This is a genomic window from Salinarchaeum sp. IM2453, assembly GCF_019693215.1.
Lineage (GTDB): Archaea > Halobacteriota > Halobacteria > Halobacteriales > Salinarchaeaceae > IM2453.
The window spans coordinates 1,672,845-1,692,606 of record NZ_CP081183.1; the positions used below are offsets into that span (position 1 = coordinate 1,672,845).

At 48.9% G+C, this 19,762-nt stretch carries 19 protein-coding genes and 1 pseudogene; 12 read left to right on the plus strand and 8 right to left on the minus strand.

Translation table 11 applies throughout. The annotated features are described in order from the left end of the window. Nucleotides 1–14 precede the first annotated feature (14 nt). Genes K0C01_RS08075 through K0C01_RS08085 form a run of 3 tightly spaced genes read right to left on the minus strand, consistent with a single transcriptional unit; the run spans nucleotide 15 to nucleotide 3,058 of the window. Nucleotides 15–878 (minus strand): aminotransferase class IV, encoded by an 864-nt coding sequence (locus tag K0C01_RS08075; protein ID WP_221169205.1) that lies wholly within the window; start codon nucleotides 876–878, stop codon nucleotides 15–17. Then, nucleotides 871–1,512 (minus strand): anthranilate synthase component II, encoded by a 642-nt coding sequence (locus tag K0C01_RS08080; protein WP_221169206.1) that lies wholly within the window; start codon nucleotides 1,510–1,512, stop codon nucleotides 871–873. Before K0C01_RS08080 ends, K0C01_RS08075 begins: the two co-directional genes overlap by 8 nt. Continuing rightward, nucleotides 1,505–3,058: an anthranilate synthase component I family protein gene (locus tag K0C01_RS08085; protein ID WP_221169207.1), complete on the minus strand. Its 1,554-nt coding sequence runs from the start codon at nucleotides 3,056–3,058 to the stop codon at nucleotides 1,505–1,507. Before K0C01_RS08085 ends, K0C01_RS08080 begins: the two co-directional genes overlap by 8 nt. A gap of 182 nt (nucleotides 3,059–3,240) precedes the next feature. Between K0C01_RS08085 and K0C01_RS08090 the strand changes: the two genes are divergently transcribed. After that, nucleotides 3,241–3,555, plus strand: a complete 315-nt coding sequence (locus K0C01_RS08090; RefSeq protein ID WP_221169208.1) for a helix-hairpin-helix domain-containing protein — start codon at nucleotides 3,241–3,243, stop codon at nucleotides 3,553–3,555. A 501-nt stretch (nucleotides 3,556–4,056) separates the two neighbouring features. On the opposite strand, the gene K0C01_RS08095 is transcribed toward K0C01_RS08090, so the two are convergent. Then, a complete protein-coding gene (locus tag K0C01_RS08095) occupies nucleotides 4,057–4,860 on the minus strand; it encodes a shikimate dehydrogenase (RefSeq protein WP_221169209.1) in 804 nt (267 codons plus the stop codon). A 94-nt stretch (nucleotides 4,861–4,954) separates the two neighbouring features. Between K0C01_RS08095 and K0C01_RS08100 the strand changes: the two genes are divergently transcribed. From K0C01_RS08100 to K0C01_RS08120, 5 genes are all read left to right on the plus strand, one after another. Continuing rightward, nucleotides 4,955–6,307 (plus strand): D-aminoacyl-tRNA deacylase, encoded by a 1,353-nt coding sequence (locus K0C01_RS08100; protein WP_221169210.1) that lies wholly within the window; start codon nucleotides 4,955–4,957, stop codon nucleotides 6,305–6,307. A gap of 234 nt (nucleotides 6,308–6,541) precedes the next feature. Next, on the plus strand, nucleotides 6,542–7,282 hold the full coding sequence (gene psmB, locus K0C01_RS08105) for an archaeal proteasome endopeptidase complex subunit beta (protein WP_221169211.1): 741 nt from the start codon (nucleotides 6,542–6,544) through the stop codon (nucleotides 7,280–7,282). Nucleotides 7,283–7,504: 222 nt separating this feature from the next. Next, complete coding sequence (locus tag K0C01_RS08110; protein ID WP_221169212.1) at nucleotides 7,505–7,774, plus strand: hypothetical protein; 270 nt, start codon at nucleotides 7,505–7,507, stop codon at nucleotides 7,772–7,774. Between the two features lie 182 nt (nucleotides 7,775–7,956). Beyond that, on the plus strand, nucleotides 7,957–8,166 hold the full coding sequence (locus K0C01_RS08115; protein ID WP_221169213.1) for a hypothetical protein: 210 nt from the start codon (nucleotides 7,957–7,959) through the stop codon (nucleotides 8,164–8,166). A 232-nt stretch (nucleotides 8,167–8,398) separates the two neighbouring features. Continuing rightward, nucleotides 8,399–9,619: an HD domain-containing protein gene (locus K0C01_RS08120; protein WP_221169214.1), complete on the plus strand. Its 1,221-nt coding sequence runs from the start codon at nucleotides 8,399–8,401 to the stop codon at nucleotides 9,617–9,619. On the opposite strand, the gene K0C01_RS08125 is transcribed toward K0C01_RS08120, so the two are convergent. Further along, complete coding sequence (locus K0C01_RS08125) at nucleotides 9,620–10,546, minus strand: biotin--[acetyl-CoA-carboxylase] ligase (protein WP_221169215.1); 927 nt, start codon at nucleotides 10,544–10,546, stop codon at nucleotides 9,620–9,622. An 88-nt stretch (nucleotides 10,547–10,634) separates the two neighbouring features. Here K0C01_RS08125 and K0C01_RS08130 point away from each other — a divergent pair, with 88 nt between their 5' ends. The 3 genes from K0C01_RS08130 (at nucleotide 10,635) to K0C01_RS12810 (ending at nucleotide 14,492) form a co-directional block, all read left to right on the plus strand. Beyond that, nucleotides 10,635–11,633 (plus strand): tyrosine--tRNA ligase, encoded by a 999-nt coding sequence (locus K0C01_RS08130; RefSeq protein WP_221169216.1) that lies wholly within the window; start codon nucleotides 10,635–10,637, stop codon nucleotides 11,631–11,633. 695 nt (nucleotides 11,634–12,328) lie between these two features. Continuing rightward, nucleotides 12,329–13,882 (plus strand): cryptochrome/photolyase family protein, encoded by a 1,554-nt coding sequence (locus K0C01_RS08135; RefSeq protein ID WP_221169217.1) that lies wholly within the window; start codon nucleotides 12,329–12,331, stop codon nucleotides 13,880–13,882. 484 nt (nucleotides 13,883–14,366) lie between these two features. Continuing rightward, a complete protein-coding gene (locus tag K0C01_RS12810; protein ID WP_255568243.1) occupies nucleotides 14,367–14,492 on the plus strand; it encodes a hypothetical protein in 126 nt (41 codons plus the stop codon). Here the strand turns inward: K0C01_RS12810 and K0C01_RS08140 are convergent. Both K0C01_RS08140 and K0C01_RS08145 read right to left on the minus strand, forming a co-directional pair. After that, on the minus strand, nucleotides 14,489–14,887 hold the full coding sequence (locus K0C01_RS08140; RefSeq protein WP_221169218.1) for a PIN domain-containing protein: 399 nt from the start codon (nucleotides 14,885–14,887) through the stop codon (nucleotides 14,489–14,491). The two genes, K0C01_RS12810 and K0C01_RS08140, sit on opposite strands and share 4 nt — an antisense overlap. Then, nucleotides 14,884–15,129, minus strand: coding sequence for an antitoxin VapB family protein (locus K0C01_RS08145; RefSeq protein WP_221169219.1), 246 nt, complete (start codon nucleotides 15,127–15,129; stop codon nucleotides 14,884–14,886). The genes K0C01_RS08140 and K0C01_RS08145 overlap by 4 nt, the downstream gene beginning before the upstream one ends. 918 nt (nucleotides 15,130–16,047) lie before the next feature. Here K0C01_RS08145 and K0C01_RS08150 point away from each other — a divergent pair. From K0C01_RS08150 to K0C01_RS08160, 3 genes and pseudogenes are all read left to right on the plus strand, one after another. Continuing rightward, nucleotides 16,048–16,941, plus strand: coding sequence for a hypothetical protein (locus K0C01_RS08150; protein WP_221169220.1), 894 nt, complete (start codon nucleotides 16,048–16,050; stop codon nucleotides 16,939–16,941). A 397-nt stretch (nucleotides 16,942–17,338) separates the two neighbouring features. Continuing rightward, the gene (locus K0C01_RS08155) at nucleotides 17,339–17,590 is read left to right on the plus strand and encodes an AbrB/MazE/SpoVT family DNA-binding domain-containing protein (protein WP_221169221.1); all 252 of its coding nucleotides are present in this window, start codon (nucleotides 17,339–17,341) and stop codon (nucleotides 17,588–17,590) included. After that, nucleotides 17,591–18,026 (plus strand): annotated as a pseudogene (locus K0C01_RS08160) (type II toxin-antitoxin system VapC family toxin). Nucleotides 18,027–18,710: 684 nt separating this feature from the next. On the opposite strand, the gene K0C01_RS08170 reads toward K0C01_RS08160, so the two are convergent. After that, nucleotides 18,711–19,463 (minus strand): hypothetical protein, encoded by a 753-nt coding sequence (locus K0C01_RS08170; protein ID WP_221169222.1) that lies wholly within the window; start codon nucleotides 19,461–19,463, stop codon nucleotides 18,711–18,713. Nucleotides 19,464–19,762: the final 299 nt, after the last annotated feature.

A 19,762-nucleotide genomic window follows, 5' to 3' on the forward strand; every position in this document is an offset into this window, starting at 1 on the left:
ATCTTACTTGATAGTTAGTAATATGCTGACTGAATCATCTCGCTGTATGCTGTCTGCAATGCTTCTGTGATCGGGCCAATGGAAAATTCTGTGTCATCAATTTGGGTTACAGGGCGAACTTCCCATGTTGAGTTTGTTAAAAAGACTTCATCGGCCGTTTTCAGTGCGTCTGTACCGTATGATCCAGTTTTTACTGGAATCTCATGTTTGTTGGCCAGTTCTATCACCACTTTCCGGGTAATGCCAGGAAGCAAGCTTAATGAATCAGTCGGAGTGTGGAGTGTCTTATCCTGTACGAAAAAACAATTGCTCGTTGCTCCTTCCAGTAACCTCTCGGATTGATCTAATAATAATGCCTCATCTGCCGTTTCGGATAGCTCAATTCGAGCTAAAATCTGATTGAGATAATTATGGGTTTTGGCGCCTGACGGAACTGCATTGTCTGGAACTCCTCGAGTCGTGACAATCTCTGTGGTTGCCGGTGTATCCCAGACTGGCTCTCCGTCGATCCCACCACAAGGAAGCTCAGCGATAACGATTGCAACAGTGGGGTCTACCGTTTCTTTTGGCGTCAGCTTCCCAGGTTGTTCTCCCCGTGAGATGGAGAGTTTTACGTAGGCGTCAGTAAACGGATTTGCCTCGATAGTTTCGTTAACTCGTGAGATTAGTTCTGATCGATCAATTCCATGATTTAGTGATAACATCGAACAGGATCGTTCTAGCCGATCCAGATGCGCATCCAATTTGAAAACCTCACCTCCGTACCCCCGCATTGTCTCGAAGACCGCATCACCATACATGAACCCTCGATCACGGACAGGGATGACTGCATCGTCTGGAGAAACAAGCTTCCCATTGAGGTGGTATTGCTTACTCATGGTCAATCGCGTATTGACACAGACGCTTCACAAAATGGTGGCCAATTGATAATGATGTCTCATCGGTCCCATTTGTCTTGCCCGTCAGAATGCTCTCCGGGTGAAACTGTACTCCAAAGTGTGGGTGTTCTCGATGACGCACGCCCATCTGGATTTCTTGGGAACGATCAACCGTCCGTGCAGTTTCAATCAACTCATCTGGAAGTTCGTCTCGATCAACAGCAAGTGAGTGGTATCGGCCAACTTGGATTCGTTCTGGGAGCCCTTTAAAGAGTCCAGCACCATCGTGCTCGATAACTGATGGCTTTCCATGAACAACTTCCGGAGCATGTCGAACTGGAACGCCATGTGTTGCACAAAGCCCCTGATGTCCAAGACAGACACCAAGAATTGGACGAGAAAGCGCATCAAAAACGTCCATTGTAACTCCTGCATCTGATGGCGTTCCCGGTCCGGGAGAGACAATAATTCCGTCAGGATCTAACTTCTTGATCTCAGGGATTGTGATTGCGTCATTGCGGCGGACGATTACCTCATCAGCAAAGGTGCCAACATACTGGACAAGATTATACACAAACGAGTCATAGTTGTCAATTACGAGAATTCGGATGTCATACGTTTGATGCTCAGACATGGTCAGATTCCTCCTCGACAGTCATTTGCAGCTGATCTCCAAGCGCCTCATCAACAGCGTTAATCAATGCGCGAGCCTTGTCGAGCGTCTCATCGAATTCTTGATCTGGCACTGAATCATGAACAATACCAGCTCCGACCCGAAGATGATACGCATCTGCACGTCGAACCAGTGTCCGGATTATGATGTTGAGTATCGCTCGATTGTCGAATCCAAAGATTCCTACTGATCCGGTGTAGGGCCCACGCCGTGTAGTCTCTAGTTCATCAATTACTTCCATTGTCCTCGGCTTCGGTGCTCCAGTAATCGTCCCACCCGGGAACATCGCTGCGATTGCATCAGCAAGAGTTGCATCTGATTGTAATTCGCCTTCCACAAGCGATACGAGATGCATTACCTCTGAATACCGATCAATCCGACCGTACTCGGTTACGTTCACACTCCCATACTTAGATACCTTTCCAAGGTCATTACGCTCAAGATCAACAAGCATTGCGTGCTCTGCTCGCTCTTTTTCATCTGTCAGGAGGTCTTCTTCCAAGTGCTCATCCTCTGTTTGTGTATCGCCACGTGGGCGCGTCCCTGCAATTGGTTCGGTTCTGATCTGTGGCTGATCATATTCAAGTAGTAACTCGGGCGATGCACTGACCAAGTCGGCAGCTGGGAATTCAAGTAATGCAGAATACGGTGCTGGATTCACTTGTCGAAGGGCATCGTACACAGAAACCGGGGGTACAGCTGCTGGCGCTTGTAATCGTTGCGAGATATTTGCTTGGAAGGTATCTCCGTCACGAATGTATTGCTGAGCATCATGCACCCGCTCAGCGAAGGCCGTTTTGCCACAATTACTCTGGAATGTGATCTGGCTTGTGTTTTCAACGGCTGGTTGTCCCACAGGTACATTCATCGTCTCGGAATGCATCTGCTCGATTAGATGTGCTCCCCGATCGACTGCTTGTGAATATATTTGTTCTAGTGATCCTGTGTCCGTAATTTCTGGACATACAGTAACATGCAACGTAACTGGACCTGACTGTGGTTCCTCCCACGCGACCAACGTATCATAGAATGCAAGCTGTGCATGTGGGAGCTGCCTGTCATCAGTTGTTTTGTCAGGCAAATCCTCTATCTCCCGGATTACATCATACGAAAGCCAACCGATCGCACCACATGGATACGGAACAGTGCATGATCCCCGTGCAAGCTGTTCCTCTTCTAGCGATGATTGCAGTGCAGTAAGTGTATGTGAATCCGTTGCTCCGTCGAAGCCAGCGATACCTCCACTGCTTGTTTCGTCATCAACGACCGTTCCATCTGGATAGACCGTCAGCCAGTACATCGGATCGACCCCGAAGTACCCCCAGCCAGACTGGCCACCTGTTGTTTCTAAGAACGCGCCGCCTTCTCGATATCGCAGACGCTGATATGCACTAAACGGATCAGCAACAGTAGTCCGAAGCTCGACTGGGACCCGAGTCTTTTCTTCCACTGACGCCGCTGTCTGAATAAATTCCTCTTTTCCCGTCACAACCGTCGGGTCAACCATGTACTGCCTAGTTATTGGCCAGTAATAATCATTTTGTGGTCTCGGAGAATCTGGCAACTCCAGTGGACTACTGGAACGGCTTCATACTATAGTTGTGACATCAGAGGTTCCATATCACTGAGTAATCAGTATGTACACAGCCAGCCGAAATACCTGTATGGGATGCCAACAATATATCATATATGCAAGGATATATCCGGCGGCTACGTTTTGCACTTGGCCTCCGTTCACCACCAGCACAGAAAGAGAGTGTGCAGATAACCGTAGAACACGAGCCTGAGCAGGACTCATCTGATGCAACTACCGATACGAACGAACTGACCGAGATAAACGGAATTGGCCCATCGCGAAGGGATACGCTTAATGACGCTGGCATTACCTCCGTTGCTGACCTGGTTGAAGCCGACTCAGCAGCAATTGCAGAGCAAACTGGCATTTCAGCAAGTCGAATTGACAACTGGATCAATCAGGCCGAAGAACTGCTCAGTAACGATTGACCTCCTCCACACGGCTAAAGCCGTGGAATTCCTCCGTGGGTAATCCAACCAGATCGATTACCCCGGCTGTGAACTTGCGGGTTCGCTGATGCACCTTCGGCCCACACGGTGTGGGTGTGGCGTCTTGAGTATCCGCTCAGTGTTGCCCTCCAACGACGGAGTGACACTCACGGGCGTCCAGCACCGTGAGCAGCAGGCCGGGCCATCGGCCTGACTCTCCGTTCCAGCCACGGATCGGGAGTCCTGTGATGACATGCCAACTGCTGCTGGTTGGGCTGCGAAGGTGTGTGAGTGCAAGAGTTAAGACGCACTCGTGGCCAGCTTGAGCATGAGCACGTTCCCCGCAGCAGCATGTCACATGTCCGCAGAATGATAACCCCTCTGATAAAATAAACGTTGGGATTACAACTGGTCTGTGTCGCGTAGCTTGTGGCATATCATGTCGGCTTCATCCCACGGCTAAAGCCGATGGGCTTTCGCCTTGCTACCGCTGTAACGTGGCTACTCCAAACGGTTACGAAGCGCCTGGTTCATCGCTGAGACAGGAGCCTCTTTGTCTGTCCATATCTCAAACGCAGCAACCCCTTGATATAGAAGCATCCACGCACCGTCAATGGTTTTTGCCCCAACAGCCTGTGCATCACGAAGCAACTTCGTTTGCAATGGGCGATACACCGCATCAAAGACTGTTAGGTCAGCATGTAGTAACTCTGCTGAGACTGGTGACTGGTCTTCTTCCATTCCTACGCTGGTTGCATTAATTAGAATATCAGCATCTGGTAGGACCGAAGGAAGTTCGCTAAGCCCACCTGCAGTTGCGCCTTCTAATTCAGCTGCAAGTGATTCTGCCTTTGATTCAGTTCGGTTTACAATATGGAACTCTGCACCTGCATCAGCGAGTGCAAATGCAACTGCTCTAGCAGCTCCACCTGCTCCAATAATGACGGCTGTCCTGTCTTCAAGCGTGATATCGTGGTGCTTGAATGTTCGAATTACTCCTGTAATATCTGTATTATATCCTGTCGGGGGGTCAGTGCTGAAGTCAATCGTATTTACAGCCCCTATCCGTTCTGCTGTTGGATCACACGTGACCTGTTCAAGTACATCTTGCTTGAACGGAATGGTCACGTTCAGGCCTTGGATACCAAGTGCCTGTGCTCCAGTAATCACAGATTCAATCGCCTCCGGTTCTGGCTCAAATGTTACATACCGTGCATTCATCCCTAACTCCTCGTACGCAGCTTCGTGCATCGGTGGAGACAATGAGTGCCCAACTGGATTCCCAATCAGACCATATACGTCCATATACGGGGATTTGTTACCGAGCAAAAAGCACTGGCGGTCGACAATCAAAGCTGTGAAGGTGTAAACTCACGTATAGCAATATCAGTGATACCTTGTGATTGGGATTGTCGTCAGCCAGGCCGACACTGCATCAGCTCACATCGGCGAACAACTTCGCGAGATATGTGACTGGGACACTCGGCGTGATCAGACACAGCCGGAGGCAGAGGGCGGGGGGACGGTTTACTATACTGATTCATTCGAGATGCGGATGTTTGATGAGTGGCACCTTGAGCTTGAGAATGTCGCAGAACGATTTGATGATCCAGATCTCATTGTCTTTCCGTCCCGGCATTCTGGAGAAACAGGAAAGCTACTTACAGCACATCACACCGGAAACTTTGGACCAGCAGAGTACGGTGGCATGCCACAGTCCTTTGCCAAAGCTGCACCACATGCAACCAAACAAATACTGCACGAACTGGAGTCGGTGGCTCCAGAAGGCTACGATGTTGGCATGGAGTGTACACACCATGGACCGACAACGGTTGGAGCACCATCTCTGTTTGTTGAAGTTGGCAGTGACACATCGCAATGGGAAGATCCGGCAGCGGCAAAAGCAGTAGCGAAGGCAATTCTGCAACTGGAGGGTGTTTCACCACAGTCAGAACGACAAGTGGTCGGTATCGGCGGCGGTCACTATGCGCCCCGATTCACACGGATCGTCAAGGAAACTGACTGGGCTGTGGGGCATATTGCTGCAAACTGGTCGCTAGACGATCTCAAAGGCGGTACTGACACGCTCAGCAAAATCTTCGACCAGAGTGACACTGAGTATGTTGTGTTTGATGGTGAGCACCCAAATCTCCGTTCCCGACTTGAGGATCGTGGGTATACTCCGCTCAGTGAAACGTGGATCAGAGAAACAACTGACGTGCCATTGTCAGTAGTGGCGGAGGTCGAATCAACATTAGGTAGCACTGATTCTGGCACTCGATTTGGAACACAAGCTGCGAAGGTCCGCCCCGACGATATTGAGTATCTATCCTTGCCAACCGATCTTATCGACACAATACAAGGCATTGATCGTGAGAGGACTCTTGGGCTACTCGACACACACTGTGTTGGATATACAACAGCCGAGAATGGGAACCGCGCCCGCTCCGATATTGCAATTAACACAACTGAACCTCGACATGGTGACACTGTGGTGCCGGCCGCATTAATCTCTGACATTGAAGACGTACTCGTCGAGAAATACGACACGGTTACTGTAGAACAAACACGCATTCAGGTAGAATCGTCAGAATTTGACCCACAGAAAGCCCAAACATTCGGCGTTCCTGAAGGCCCAGCGTTTGGCAAATTAGCGAGCGGACAATCTGTTGAAGTTGATGGCCGGACAATCCCTCCCGAAGAAGTTTCGACCAAGACAACAACAACGTTCGAACTTCCAGCCAACAGCTAGATCATTCCAGACTTGCACCCCTTGCCGGTAACAGACTTATTGTAATACTTATTGTTTGTTGACAGTATGACTGATATACACCGTATATTAGTGCTGCTTGCGTTTATTTACCTGTTACACACCTCAAGGAGCGATATTTAGCTCAATATTCACCTTCAGGAAGCGTTGTTCTGAAAGGAGCAGTACATCACTGAACGGGGGCCTTTTTATGTTCGGGAATACTAACCATGGGTAATGCGACAACCACGATTTGACTCACAAATCTCTCAGCGCATGGGCGGACAACAGCCGGACGATTCCATGACTGATCCTTTTTCTCCGGAAATTGGATCCCGGCCAAAGAATGACTACACGATGGAAGATCTCCAGAATGTGAACAAAACGGGAACTACTACAATTGGTATTACGACTGAAGACGGCGTTATCATTGCAACGGACCAGCGAGCCAGTCTTGCTGGACGATTTGTCTCGAACAAAAACGTTCAGAAGGTTGAACAAATTCATCCAACTGCTGCCCTCACACTTGTTGGTTCTGTCGGTGGAGCACAATCCTTTATTTCGACACTCCGCGCTGAAGCGAATCTGTATGAAACGCGACGTGGCGAGCACATGAGCATGGAAGCGCTCTCAACACTTGCAGGTAACTTCGCACGCGGCGGGCCATTCTTCATGATCAACCCAATCCTTGGTGGTGTCGATGATGAGGGTGCTCACGTTTACAGTATTGACCCAGCTGGCGGTGTAATGGAAGATGACTACACCGTAACTGGATCAGGCATGCAGCTTGCACACGGAACACTTGAGCAGCAATACGAAGAAGGCATGTCAAACGAAGAAGCAAAAACTGTTGCTGCTCGCGGTATTCAAAGCGCAGCAGAACGAGACACTGGATCTGGAAACGGTGTCTACCTTGCTGAGATCACCGAAGAAGGCGTCGAGATTCACGGACACGAAGAATACAGCGACGTCGTATAACGTTACGGCTCAGCAGAAACGTCTGCTGTAGGTTGACCTCTTTTCCTTTTGGCGAGTAATCACCACTGAGCTACAGGTGGCCGTTCTGACAAACTTCTTTGGAATCTGCCTCTTGGACATAAAAAGCGAATATTGCACAAAAGCTGACTTGGTCTGTGAATGACTGTCCGGTTTTAGCAAAAAATCAAAATTATTAGAAATACCAGCGACATATTTCTAAGTATGTCTGACAACATCAACGTCGATGTCGAGGTTGAAGTTGAGGTTGAGCCAGACGAACTGGAGATTGAAGTCGGCAAGAAAAAAGAAGCAACAGCTGAGCTCGAAACCAACGGCCTCGAAATTGAGGTAGAGGTTGAAACAGAAATTGAAGAAGATTCAGACGACGGTGCTGCCGAAGATATCGAGAATGAAACTGAGGATGCAGTCGAAGATGCTGAAAATGAAACCGACGACGAAACTGAAAATGTCGAGAGTTCTGACGAGGATTAATTGACTCTTTAGATCGTACTCAGCGTGTCAGAGAATCAATCTCAGTCGGTCTGTAGAATCATGAACTGATCAACAGAAGCACAACGTGACGAGAGTGGTATTCGTACTGGTATGCAGGATAGAAGGCGCGTATGAGTGGTGCACAACAATACTAATCTTCCGACAGATAGAATCTGTAGTCGATGAATGAAAGCACTCCTTGTTGTCCGGATTGCGGTGTTAAAATGGAGGAAATGAAACTCCATGCAGGAGGGCATCAACTACGATTCGTCTCAGATGAGGGAAAAGATGGAATTCTTGGTTCGCTGGGAATGAAACAGCAATTTGATGCAAACGCATTCGTCTGCTCTGAGTGTGGGTTAAGCCGGTTGTACGCTGATCTTGATGAGTAGATAACTTGGGCTGACGACCGGAAACACTGACCCGCTCTGGCCATAGTTTCGTGCTGACTACAAGTGCTAAGTCTTGCAGGTAGCTAGTAATAAGATTCGGATAGACAGACCGTGCGAACTTTTCTATGACACGCTCTTGTGATCGTAGGCAGTGGCGACACTCCTCTGTCTGTGATGCCTTTTTGCCCAAAGACACTTGCTGATGTCTATCTAACTTTTACATGTTAATACCGTGAAAACGATCAAGGATAGCGTACATGGGCACATTGATGTTCAGGGTGTTGCACGGGACCTGCTGGATTCGTCAGCAGTACAGCGACTGCGGCGTATTCGACAGCTTGGGACTGTTTCACTGGTATATCCATCCGCAAATCATACACGCTTTGAGCATAGTATCGGCGTGTATCATCTTGTTGACCGATCGCTGTCACATCTGCCAATCCATGACCAACGTGCCGAAACATTACGCGCTGCTGGGCTACTGCATGATATCGGTCATGCACCATTTAGTCATAATATCGAAGATGTTCTTGAACGACATATCGGCAAATCCCACGATGAAGTGGCAGACATCATCAACGGAACGGACATCGAACGGATACTCAAAGAACACGATATCTCACCGACTGAAGTCATTAACCTAATCGTTGGAGATGGCCAATTCAGCGATCTGATCTCTGGAGAACTGGATGTTGATCGGATGGACTATTTGGTCCGTGACGCCCATCACACCGGTGTTCCATATGGCACAATTGACCATGAGCGGCTGGTCCGAGCCTTGACTTTTGAAAATGGGTCACTGGTTCTCTCAGAAGGCAACGTACAGACCGCAGAAAGCCTACTTATTGCCCGGGCGTTGATGAACCCGACTGTGTACAATCATCACGTTGCCAGGATCAGTAAATCGATCCTCCGTCAAGCTACTGACCAACTAATAGAGACAACTGATATTACTGCTGACGAAGTTCGCCGGATGGACGACCCTGCTCTGCGAACAGCCCTTCGTAATCATGCACCGACGGAAGCGTATGCCAACCGGCTTGATACACGAACCCTCTTCAAGCGTGCACTGTGGGCAGAACTCTCTGATGTCCCAACTGATGTGCGCGAGGCTGACCACGCACAGCAGCAACAGTGGGAACAACAAATTGCTGATCGAGCGGGCGTCGCGGAAACGGATGTGATTATTGATATCCCTGACCGACCAAGCATCAAAGAAAGTGGCTCACAGGTGATTGTCAACGGTGAAATACGGCCACTTGAACGAGAATCACCGCTGGTCGAAGCACTACGAGAAGTCCAGACATCTCAGTGGCGTCTTGGGGTGTACGCACCGGCTGATGTACGTGAACGCATCGGCCGGAAAGCAGCAGACGTACTCGGTATCGATATCGAGACGCTCATCAATGACATTCGTGGCTATCCTGCAACATTAGATGATTTCCGACAGTAACTACTGCTGTCGTAAGTGTTCACAGTCTCCGGCGCTCACCGATATTGTCTCATCTTCTGTTTCGATCAGCAGTGCTCCATTTTCTTCGATATCGACTGCCCGCCCCGTAACTTCTGTTCCTGGCTGCTGTATGCGAACTGGCCGATCAAGCGTCACTGCATACTCGCGCCACCGTGCGGTGATCTGGTCAGGATGTTGATACAGTTCATAGAATCGATCAAGCACATCCCGGGTAAACGCGGCTCTATCAACTGTCCCAATCTGCTCTTGCAGGCTTGTTGCCCCCTCAGGAAGATCCTCAGCTCCGATGTTTGCATTGATACCGATACCAATTGCAACCCATGACACTCGATCAGCCTCTCCTTCCATCTCGGTAAGGATACCACTCAATTTTTCTTCACTGTCTCCGACCAACACATCATTCGGCCACTTAATCCCCGCATCAACCCCGCGTTCACGTGCTGCCTCTGTAACTGCAACTGCAGCAGCCAGTGTCAGTCGAGGCGTATGTACTGGCGGAAGATCTGGCCGAAGTAATATTGACATCCAGATTCCTCCAGATGGAGATGACCACCCTCTATCAAGCCGTCCCTTTCCAGTTGTCTGCTCATCAGCAAGTACAACCATCTGCTCTTTTCCCTCAGCTGCCAACTCCCGAGCTCGGTTGTTAGTGCTGGTTACCGAATCTTCATATACAACAGTAAATGGTGCGTCAAGTTGATACTCGACAACCAGTCCGCCAAACTCTGGGGTACCCGCAAGTGTGTATCCAGAAGGCGCTGAATCAATCGTAAATCCTTGTTCCCGCAGTGCTTCGATATGCTTCCAAACGGCGGCTCGAGAGATATCCAGTTGCTCAGCTAATGCCGGTCCCGTTTGGGCCTCTGTTGCCAGTGCAAGAAGAATTTCCTTCCGGGTATCAGTCATGTCGAGATATTGTACTGGAATTGCCTTGAGTATTTGCCGTTGAACGTACGACAAAACCACTAAATCATTGCCTGTCTTCCATCAGAACATGGGCACGTATGAGCTGATTACTCGGAATGCCGTTGAAGCGATCACGGAGGAGGAGGTTCAGGAAATAGCTGAGGATCCAGATGGGAAAAAGGCGTATGTCGGGTACGAGCCCTCAGGAGTTCTGCATATTGGCCACCTGCTGACTGCAAACAAGCTGATCGAATTGCAAGAGGCCGGAATGGACATTGTCGTTTTACTTGCTGATGTTCATGCATACCTGAATGGCAAAGGAACGCTTGAGGAAATTGATGCTATTGCCAAGCAAATGCGCGAACAGTTTTTGGCATACGGACTGGATGAAGACAACGTCGAATTTGTCTATGGATCATCATTCCAACTCTCTGAAGGGTACATGCTTGATCTCCATGAGATGGCAGTTTCAACATCGCTTAATCGCGCACAGCGAGCGATGGCCGAGCTTCAGAGCGATGAAACTGCAAAGGTCTCTCACGTAATGTACCCGCTTATGCAGGCACTGGATATCGAGTATCTGGATGTCGATCTAGCCGTTGGCGGCCTTGACCAGCGAAAGGTCCATATGCTCGCCAGAGAAGAACTGCCGTCAGTCGGCTATGAATCACCACCATGTCTGCATACTCCAATTCTTGCTGACTTGGAGACGGGCGTTGGCAAGATGTCCTCCTCGGATGGCGTTACAATCTCGATGGAAGAAACAACCGAAGATATTGAAGAGATCGTCAACAGTGCATATTGTCCACCAACGCGGGACCCAGAACCAGATGATGATGGGAACGAACGGGAGAATCCTGTACTCCAACTCTTCCAGTATCATATCTTCCCACGGTTTGATTCGGTTACCGTTGAGCGACCGGACCAGTATGGTGGCAATGTGACCTACGAATCCTATGAGGCACTGGCAGAGGCACTTGAGTCTGGAGAACTGCATCCAGCAGATGCCAAATCAACGCTTGCAACATATCTCGATGAACTAATTGAACCCGGCCGTCAACGTCTCAACGAAATCCGAGACGAATAAGAATTAGAGACTAAACGCGTTATCCCTATTTTGACATCATAACTACATAGCTTAGCCTCTGAAAATGACTTGTTTCACCGTGTCTCTGCGCATGATATCCAGTGGCATGGAAATGATAGCTCGGGCTCGATAGTATAATAAATATTATATTTATAGTATGCTTTTTAGTGGAGTCTTTGTTGGACTAATATGGCGACTTTCAGAAGCCATATTTGCATACTATTTGAAAATAATATGTGAATAAATTTGGATTATTTTAAAATACTATCAAAATACTATCCGACAAATTTGGCGAGTAAACTGGGATAGGATTTATATTCTGTAAATCAATATATACTTATGTGGAGGTGAATAGTAGGATGTCCAACAGTGAGAAACACGTTCCTCGTACCGACCACAAACCAACCCTTTTGAACCGGCTCAGTCGCTACGATCTTCTGCTTTGGTCATTCCCCATCCTCTTTGGGGTCGCGATTGGCACAGCTGCCCTGAGTCAGGTTCCAGGCGAGATTGCACTCCTCGCTGCTTCCGTTGCCGGTGCGTTGCTGATGATTGAGGGCTTGTTCCGCAACCCGCCGGTACCTACCGACGAATAACAGTACTTCGTCGATGCGTGCACGCCCAATCCTATAGTGAGATCTGTGCACTTCTCCTGGAGCGAGTCATTTACCCTCCTACATACCCGATATTATGGTATGACTCAAGCAGGTGATGCTGATGGAGTCTTGGTTCTTGGAAATCAGCTAACAACGCAAGTAGGACCACTTGCTGATCGTGATGCTGATGTTCCAGTTGTAATGGTTGAATCAAAAGCGGCTGGTCGGCGCGTTCCATATCATCCGCATCGACTGGCGCTTGTCTACAGTGCGATGCGACACTTCAGAGAGCGGTTAGTGTCGCGTGGCTATGATGTCCACTATATCAAAGCCGATACCATGAAAGCGGGTCTATCGAAGGTATTCACGACAACGGATGTCGATTCACTTGTGACGATGTCCCCTCCGAAGCACGGTGATAAAGCAGAACTTGCTGATGCTGCCGACGCTGCTGGTGGTGAACTTTCTTTTGTTACCAACGAGCAGTTTATCATCTCTCCCTCGCTGTTTGACGAGTGGATGGACGACCCTCCGTACCGTCACGAAACGTTTTATCGGAAGGTACGAGAGCATACCGGCTATCTGATGGACGATGGCAATCCGGTTGGTGGTGAGTGGAATTATGATGATGAAAATCAGAAGACGCCACCAAAGGGATATCAGCCGTCGAAACCACCCACATACGAACCAGACGAAATTACCAATGACGTTCTGGAAATGATTGATGCAGAGTTTGATGGCAGTTACGAAGCGCCACCGTACGGTGGTAACTGGGCAGATCCAGAGCCGTTCCATTGGCCGGTTACCCGCGAACAAGCCCTTGATGCGCTTGATACCTTCATTGAAACCCGTCTTTCGGACTTTGGTCCATATCAGGATGCCATGGTTCAAGACGAGCCATTAATGAATCACTCGCTGTTATCACCGTTGCTCCACCTTGGGTTATTGCAACCTGAGGAAGTAACAGAGCGGGCAATTAATGCTTATCATAACGACGACGATGTCCCACTAAACAGCGTTGAGGGCTTTATTCGGCAAATCATTGGCTGGCGAGAGTTTGTCCGACATATCTATCGACGGACAATGCCTGAGCTTGTCACCGAGAACCAGCTTCAGGCAACCCGACCGCTACCCGATAGCTTCTGGACTGGTGAAACGGATATGGAATGTCTTGCTGATGTCGTTGAGGGCGTTCGAAAACGTGGCTATGCCCATCACATTGAGCGGCTGATGATCGTTGCGAATTTTGCGACGCTGGCAGGCATCAATCCAGCTGCATTGAATCGCTGGTTTGAAGCCGGCTTTGTTGATGGGTTTCACTGGGCGTCGACGCCAAATGTTGTGGGTATGGGAACGTACGGATCTGGTGTCATGTCTACGAAGCCGTACGTATCCAGTGCCAATTACGTTAACAAGATGAGCGATTACTGCTCTGATTGTAAGTACGACAAAGACGCGACAACTGGCATCAATGCCTGTCCGTTTAACACGCTGTACTGGAATTTCTTAGCTGAACACGAAGACCGACTGCGTTCAAATCACCGCATGGGGCTTGTCTATAGCCACCTTGATCGGAAGTCGGATGAGGAAATTACAGAGATTCAGTCACAAGCAAATGAGTATTTAGAGCAACTTGATAACTCGGCGCTGTAGCTCAATTTCAGGTTAATCCCTGTATGCCTCGTTTGACATTCGTAATGGCTTCTATTGATTGGGAATTCTCTCTAACTGGTTAATCCCAAATCTCTGAGGTTAACCTCTTCTATTCATTCTGTGCGACGAACCTGTCCTCACAGCGAATATCGAGCACTTCGGTCGGCTCGGGGCTCAGGTCGAGTCGTACTGAACTGTGGATAGATTGTGAGTCGTGAATGCCGAGGCCCTCCATTTGGCGATACCAGTGTCGTAGCCCGCTGAACGCACAGTTCGACGAGCGAAGACAGATTTTAATGGCTAACCAGTCGATCACTCGAACTTGACTTCCTCCACACGGCTGTAGTACTCCGTAGAAGTTTTTGAGGAACTGAGAAATGAACGGTCAAAATTCACCGGACGTGACGGCACTTATCCCTTCGATTGCTGAATTTCCTCAATAGCTTTCCTGAGTTACTACAGCCGTGTGGAGGAAGTCAACGATATGACTCGACGAGACTTTGATAGCCTTGATGACTATGCTCGTGACCGTATTGCAACCAAACTTGACGAAATTGTCACCGATGAATGGCGGGACCCCTACTATCATGGGAGAAGTCAGTTCGGTTAACGATATTCTTCGACTTCGATACACTGTTTAGTTTTCTCATGCGTGAGATCGCTGTCTGCCGATACAACTGGTGCGTTGAATTTTCGGCCGACTGCAGCAACGAGTGCGTCAACGCCATCAAGATACGGTCCTTGGGGTCCGATCTCGTCAGCAATCCGCCCGGCTTCTACTGACAGATCTCGATTGACTTCGTAAACCTCACCCCATGATAGCGCGTCAATTGCCTCTTCAACATCGCTGGATGGGAGATTTCCTATACCAACGATAACTTCTGCGTAGGCAGGTGCCGGCATTATCCACAGATTCGTGTCACCCTGATTCGATTCGTAGTACGTTTCTGCGGCAGGGTGACCGTTCAAGTAGTCGATGAGAAAATTCGCATCAAGTATCCTCATATGTCCTTGTCCAACTGTCGCATTCGCTCCTTTCGCCCCTTTTTGGATTCTTTTTGCTGTTCTCTGATCCGAGCAGCATCCTCATCAGAGAGTATCCCGAAGCCGTCGTAGAAATCGCTCTCAGTATCCTCTTCAAGTACTCGTTCGAGCACATCGTTGTACGATTCGTCCTCACGCTGCCGCTGTTCAAGCTGTCGCTTCACTCGGGTGCTTACCCGGATTTGCTCATCTGCAGTTCCCATGGATATGTCAACATTAGCGTTGACATCCGTTAATCCTTATGAAATGGACAACAGTAGAATATAATTCCGCTGTAGTTTCCTGATTCGGTCAACGGGCAAGACTACTGACCAATTGATCCATCTAACTTAGTGTGAACCCGATGAGGGCCGGCTGTTGCATAGATCCTCTGTATCTTGACGCCGTTCTTGACAGATTTCGGTCAGATCGTCGCCCTCGCTGGTATGTGAGGTCTCTGTATTGACCGATTGGCTGGGTATGCTAACCGTTTTATGACACCCTGTACTACCCAGGTGTCAATGTATACGAGATGGTCAGATCCTATCGTCTGGTGTTAAATATGACCGAGCAAAGCGGAAAACGGCCGAAGTTGCATCGGCCGGGGGAGTTAGATCTTGACCAACAACATGCGGTTGTGACGGACATGCAGGGTATTGAGATACCGATAATACCCCAAGTAAATGAATGCATATTATCTAAGTTAGATTGTCTGGTGGATATGTACATCTGTATAAGTAAAAATCAGATAGTGCTAAGCTTCATGGATATTCCGCTCAGTTATTAAAAGAATCGCTCATCTGTAGAAGCGAATACCCGGCGAATCCAACTGCGATTTTGTGAGCGAGAGGTTCTTATCATTCCAAACAGAACCGGTTATTGACGCAAGTACCGAGTTCTACAGAAATAGCAGGCAGAGTGCCTCGGGGTTGTTTGGAAATCTCCGATTCTTGTGATCACGAAAACCAAACGGTTTCGAACGACCTCAAGACACTCTGCCTGCTTTCTCCGCAGAGAAGATTGAACCCCCACGAAGACGGTTATGCGCAGAGCTTGGTACAACTGTCAACCAATGAGACAGGCTAGAAAAATGCCTACACCAATATCAATAAACCATCCACTATTATATATGTCTTCGTGGAATGAACCGGCGAACGGTGCTAACGTTATCGGCGACCGCAACATTCGCTGCCCTTGCTGGATGCACGAGCCCCGGGCGGTATCGACTTGGTTTGCAGGAACAAGATCCCGATGAATTGCCGAATATCATTGTTACCGCCCTTCCTGAGCATACACGGGTGGATATCTCATCCGACACTCAATCTGACGAAGTCCCGATTACTCTGGTCGATATCACAAAACCCGTCGACGGAGGTGTTGTTTACGGTGATGAGACATATTATGACCTGAGCTATAACCAGCGTGAGCAGGCCTCAGATTATGTTAGTCTTTCTGTGGACGCCACGAAAGTCGAGAATCCTGATGAAGATATTGACTTTGCACAGTTACCCACCCAAGACCAGACAGTTGTTGAGTATGTCATTCAGTCGGGAGGATCAAGCCAGCCCGCGGTGTATACAGAAGATGAACTTGATAGTAGCGTGATCGCCGAAGGACTAGCAAATAGCGGCAGCGAACAGGAGACAGTCATCACCTATGAAGGTCAACACTGGACTGTCATGAGCACAACTTCTGAGCGACAACTGCATGTATATGAATACACAGGTGAGGTGATTGGCAGTTCAGAAGAGGAACTGGTTGACTGGATCCAATCTGAATTGATATTCACACTATCTGATTTAACTGATGACCAACAAGAGGTTATTGAACAGGCGATAAACGGGAAGTACGAAAGCTCCGACGAGGAAGAAGCATACGTAGACATCGCAACAGTGTTCCACAATCATCGTCCGATTGAGACAGCCACAGACACTGGTGGAGACTGGCTTGTTGAGTATAATTCTCAACTCTATGAAGCATCGTTATCCCATCCTGCCGGAACTATCGACCGCTCAGAAGGTACTGAAGAGGCCTGAACCGGATTTGCCTATTCACAATCTTGCTGTACAGGCCTAACCTAACAACTGTTGGCAATGTGATTTACTTTATTCAAGTTGGAACGTGTAATTTGTCGTTCCATCCCCGATTTGTGCAAATTCGAATATAAACCTTGGTCATATTGCCAACTACTGCTAAAGAAGTAATTCATCACTGCTGTTATCGTTCCTTTTGGTTCCAACCCCGACGCAACCGATTACCAGAATTTTATATGCTGTTGGAATGAGCTATGTGTCATTCTTTCCAAGCTCCTACGCTCGCTGTGCTTGAATGTGGTTATAATTTGTGTCGATCTAGAGGTTCTATTCAGCACTCGGACGCGTTTAGTGTGGGCACACACTATAGCTTATCAACGATGAAATCGTAGTTTCATGCATGAGTAGTGGGAGCGTTGACTCCGAGAGCAAGGTGTCAGGGAACCAGGCGAACATTCCCGCCTATATCCGCCGGGAGCTCGATATCGACGACGGCGACAAACTGCGCTGGCACATTGAGGACGACGACACGCTCTGGGTCCATGTCGTTCAGCAACGGACCGGTACATTCAGTGACTTCGACGGCTACGACGGTGACGAAGAGACAGTGGTTACAGAGGACCACGACGCGTGGGGCGTTGGCGACAACTAGATGCAACGCGCACTCATCGACACGACTGTTCTCTTCGCCGCGACGTACCGGCAGGACAGTGCACACGACGAAGCTCTTCCCATCCTTTCTGGTATCGATACTGCCGCTCTGCCAGAAGTAGTGATTCTCGACCATGTGCTCGCGGAGGCATTAAACGGCCTAACCACACATGCCGGTCATGACGCCGCTGTTGACTTTCTTTCCCGTGTCGAAGAGAACGCGCGATTCCACATTGAAGCGCTGACTGCGGACGCTTTCGCCACAGCAAAAGCACTCTTCCGCCAGTATGAGCGGTTCTCGTTCGTTGATGCCTGCATCGTCGCCTATATTGCAAAGCGAAGGGTTCGAATACCTCTATGCGTTCGACGATGACTTCGATGCCGCATCAGATGTGTATCGCCTCAACACTGCAACAAATCCCTATCATCCGGAATAAACTCTTCGCGTGAGCAACCGGCTCGCGCGTTATATCCCAGTACGAATATCACTCTATCCGGTAGTTTTCTGTAGATCTGTTCATGATTCTACAACCGGGTGAGATTGATTCTATGAAGCGATGTAACGGCTATACTGAAAACCAGACAAAACATTGCGGCCGTGCAAAGATAGAACGCGCGTATCCTGTACAGACACTTTGCCGATCCATCCATAGTGAACTGAATTGACCGAGAACTGGTAGCCAAGGTGTGGCTCCGCTGCTCGCCGATCGGTGTCATCAATGCCAAGGTATTAGCCAAAAATTGCATAATCACATGTTCTATACTGATTGCATTGTCGCAACTGTAGAGAGAACTTGCCACCAACCACTCAATCAAGCCACCAGTACTGCGCTCTGAAATGAAAAATGGTCTTTCCAAGAACGTCTGTTGATACGAATCGTCATAGTGTAGTCAACATAGTCACCATGGGAACCACGTCAGGTACGACACCACTACGACAGGGACGATCACAAACGGAAACGAAACGAACAACCACCAAAGTCGCCGATATCGCCGTCGGAGCTCGTCCGGTGTGAGCGTCGAGATCAAAAGGCGCTTGCCTTCCGGATTCGTTAACACAGGGGCCGAATTACCACTTCGAGTCTCCACATTTCCGACAATCGTGATCTCATCGCCTTCTTCTATCGTAAGTTCGCCAAAGCGGCGTGTGCCAATCCCTCCAATGGGACCCGGAATCCTAATACCAGGAATAAAAGGCTTCTCTGCCGGGGCAGGTCAAAATGTTGCTCCATTTTCGTTGCTGCCGTTGGCATTGTGTCGCGATCTCGATGTCGAACGGTGATCACCTCATCAAATCCATCAGTATCAAATCGCCACGGGACTTCCGGTAGTTGTGACCGTATCGTGTCCAGCTGGAGCCCACTCCCCACGGACAATCCACGTCTGATGTGATACCAGATTCCAGCAAATCCGACCGATCCAGCAGACGAGCGTTGCTCTCTCACCGACGGAAACAAGAACTTACTGGTCTCTGTCTGGATCCCAAAACGAGCACTTCTGATCCGGTACGCGATGGTATGCCATCCAATAAAATTAACAGATGCTGGGAACGGGTGAAACCCGTACGCATTTGAGATCGTGCAGAGTGCATCATCAGAACCGAGCAGTGGTGTAACCGTATGTTCTTCTTTTGTCGCAGTCCCATTGACAAGGACGGCCCCATCGCGAGTCTCACTTGACTGTGAGTCTGGGTCAGCAGCATCACGGACACGGATGTACCGAGACCGGTACCGCGTCCATCCATAATACATAATAACTGGACTCACGACAACTGCAGCGAGGCCAAACGTAAACAGAAACGTCGCAGCAACAACCCAGATCAATTCAAAGACAGGATACATTATACTCAATAGAAAAAACAGCTGTTGAGGCATTACTAAATGATGCCATTGAAATTTGTTAGTACTTTCGCCCCTACTGTTCGTAGATTACCAGTGCGAGAGCAACATCGCCAGACAGGCCGTGAATCCGGATACATAAACGACACTACCTAATTGTGATTGGCCCCGTCTGTGCTGTACGCACTCTCCAGTTACGTGACCTCACCAGAGTGTATGATCAGTTACTCGGATCTAAGACGTATGACTCGAGAGCAGAGCGTATCGTAGCAGCGATAGGCTTTGAAAACGTCAACCAGCGTCTACTACAATTACCTAATCTTACCGACATTCAG

Bases quoted from the DNA above. Each gene is read 5' to 3' on its own strand.
- K0C01_RS08075 (WP_221169205.1), bottom strand. From the start codon at position 878: ATGAGTAAGCAATACCACCTCAATGGGAAGCTTGTTTCTCCAGACGAT.
- K0C01_RS08080 (WP_221169206.1), bottom strand. From the start codon at position 1,512: ATGTCTGAGCATCAAACGTATGACATCCGAATTCTCGTAATTGACAAC.
- K0C01_RS08085 (WP_221169207.1), bottom strand. From the start codon at position 3,058: ATGGTTGACCCGACGGTTGTGACGGGAAAAGAGGAATTTATTCAGACA.
- K0C01_RS08090 (WP_221169208.1), top strand. From the start codon at position 3,241: ATGCAAGGATATATCCGGCGGCTACGTTTTGCACTTGGCCTCCGTTCA.
- K0C01_RS08095 (WP_221169209.1), bottom strand. From the start codon at position 4,860: ATGGACGTATATGGTCTGATTGGGAATCCAGTTGGGCACTCATTGTCT.
- psmB (WP_221169211.1), top strand. From the start codon at position 6,542: ATGCGACAACCACGATTTGACTCACAAATCTCTCAGCGCATGGGCGGA.
- K0C01_RS08110 (WP_221169212.1), top strand. From the start codon at position 7,505: ATGTCTGACAACATCAACGTCGATGTCGAGGTTGAAGTTGAGGTTGAG.
- K0C01_RS08115 (WP_221169213.1), top strand. From the start codon at position 7,957: ATGAATGAAAGCACTCCTTGTTGTCCGGATTGCGGTGTTAAAATGGAG.
- K0C01_RS08125 (WP_221169215.1), bottom strand. From the start codon at position 10,546: ATGACTGATACCCGGAAGGAAATTCTTCTTGCACTGGCAACAGAGGCC.
- K0C01_RS08130 (WP_221169216.1), top strand. From the start codon at position 10,635: ATGGGCACGTATGAGCTGATTACTCGGAATGCCGTTGAAGCGATCACG.
- K0C01_RS08135 (WP_221169217.1), top strand. From the start codon at position 12,329: ATGACTCAAGCAGGTGATGCTGATGGAGTCTTGGTTCTTGGAAATCAG.
- K0C01_RS12810 (WP_255568243.1), top strand. From the start codon at position 14,367: ATGACTCGACGAGACTTTGATAGCCTTGATGACTATGCTCGTGACCGT.
- K0C01_RS08140 (WP_221169218.1), bottom strand. From the start codon at position 14,887: ATGAGGATACTTGATGCGAATTTTCTCATCGACTACTTGAACGGTCAC.
- K0C01_RS08145 (WP_221169219.1), bottom strand. From the start codon at position 15,129: ATGGGAACTGCAGATGAGCAAATCCGGGTAAGCACCCGAGTGAAGCGA.
- K0C01_RS08150 (WP_221169220.1), top strand. From the start codon at position 16,048: ATGAACCGGCGAACGGTGCTAACGTTATCGGCGACCGCAACATTCGCT.
- K0C01_RS08155 (WP_221169221.1), top strand. From the start codon at position 17,339: ATGAGTAGTGGGAGCGTTGACTCCGAGAGCAAGGTGTCAGGGAACCAG.
- K0C01_RS08170 (WP_221169222.1), bottom strand. From the start codon at position 19,463: ATGCCTCAACAGCTGTTTTTTCTATTGAGTATAATGTATCCTGTCTTT.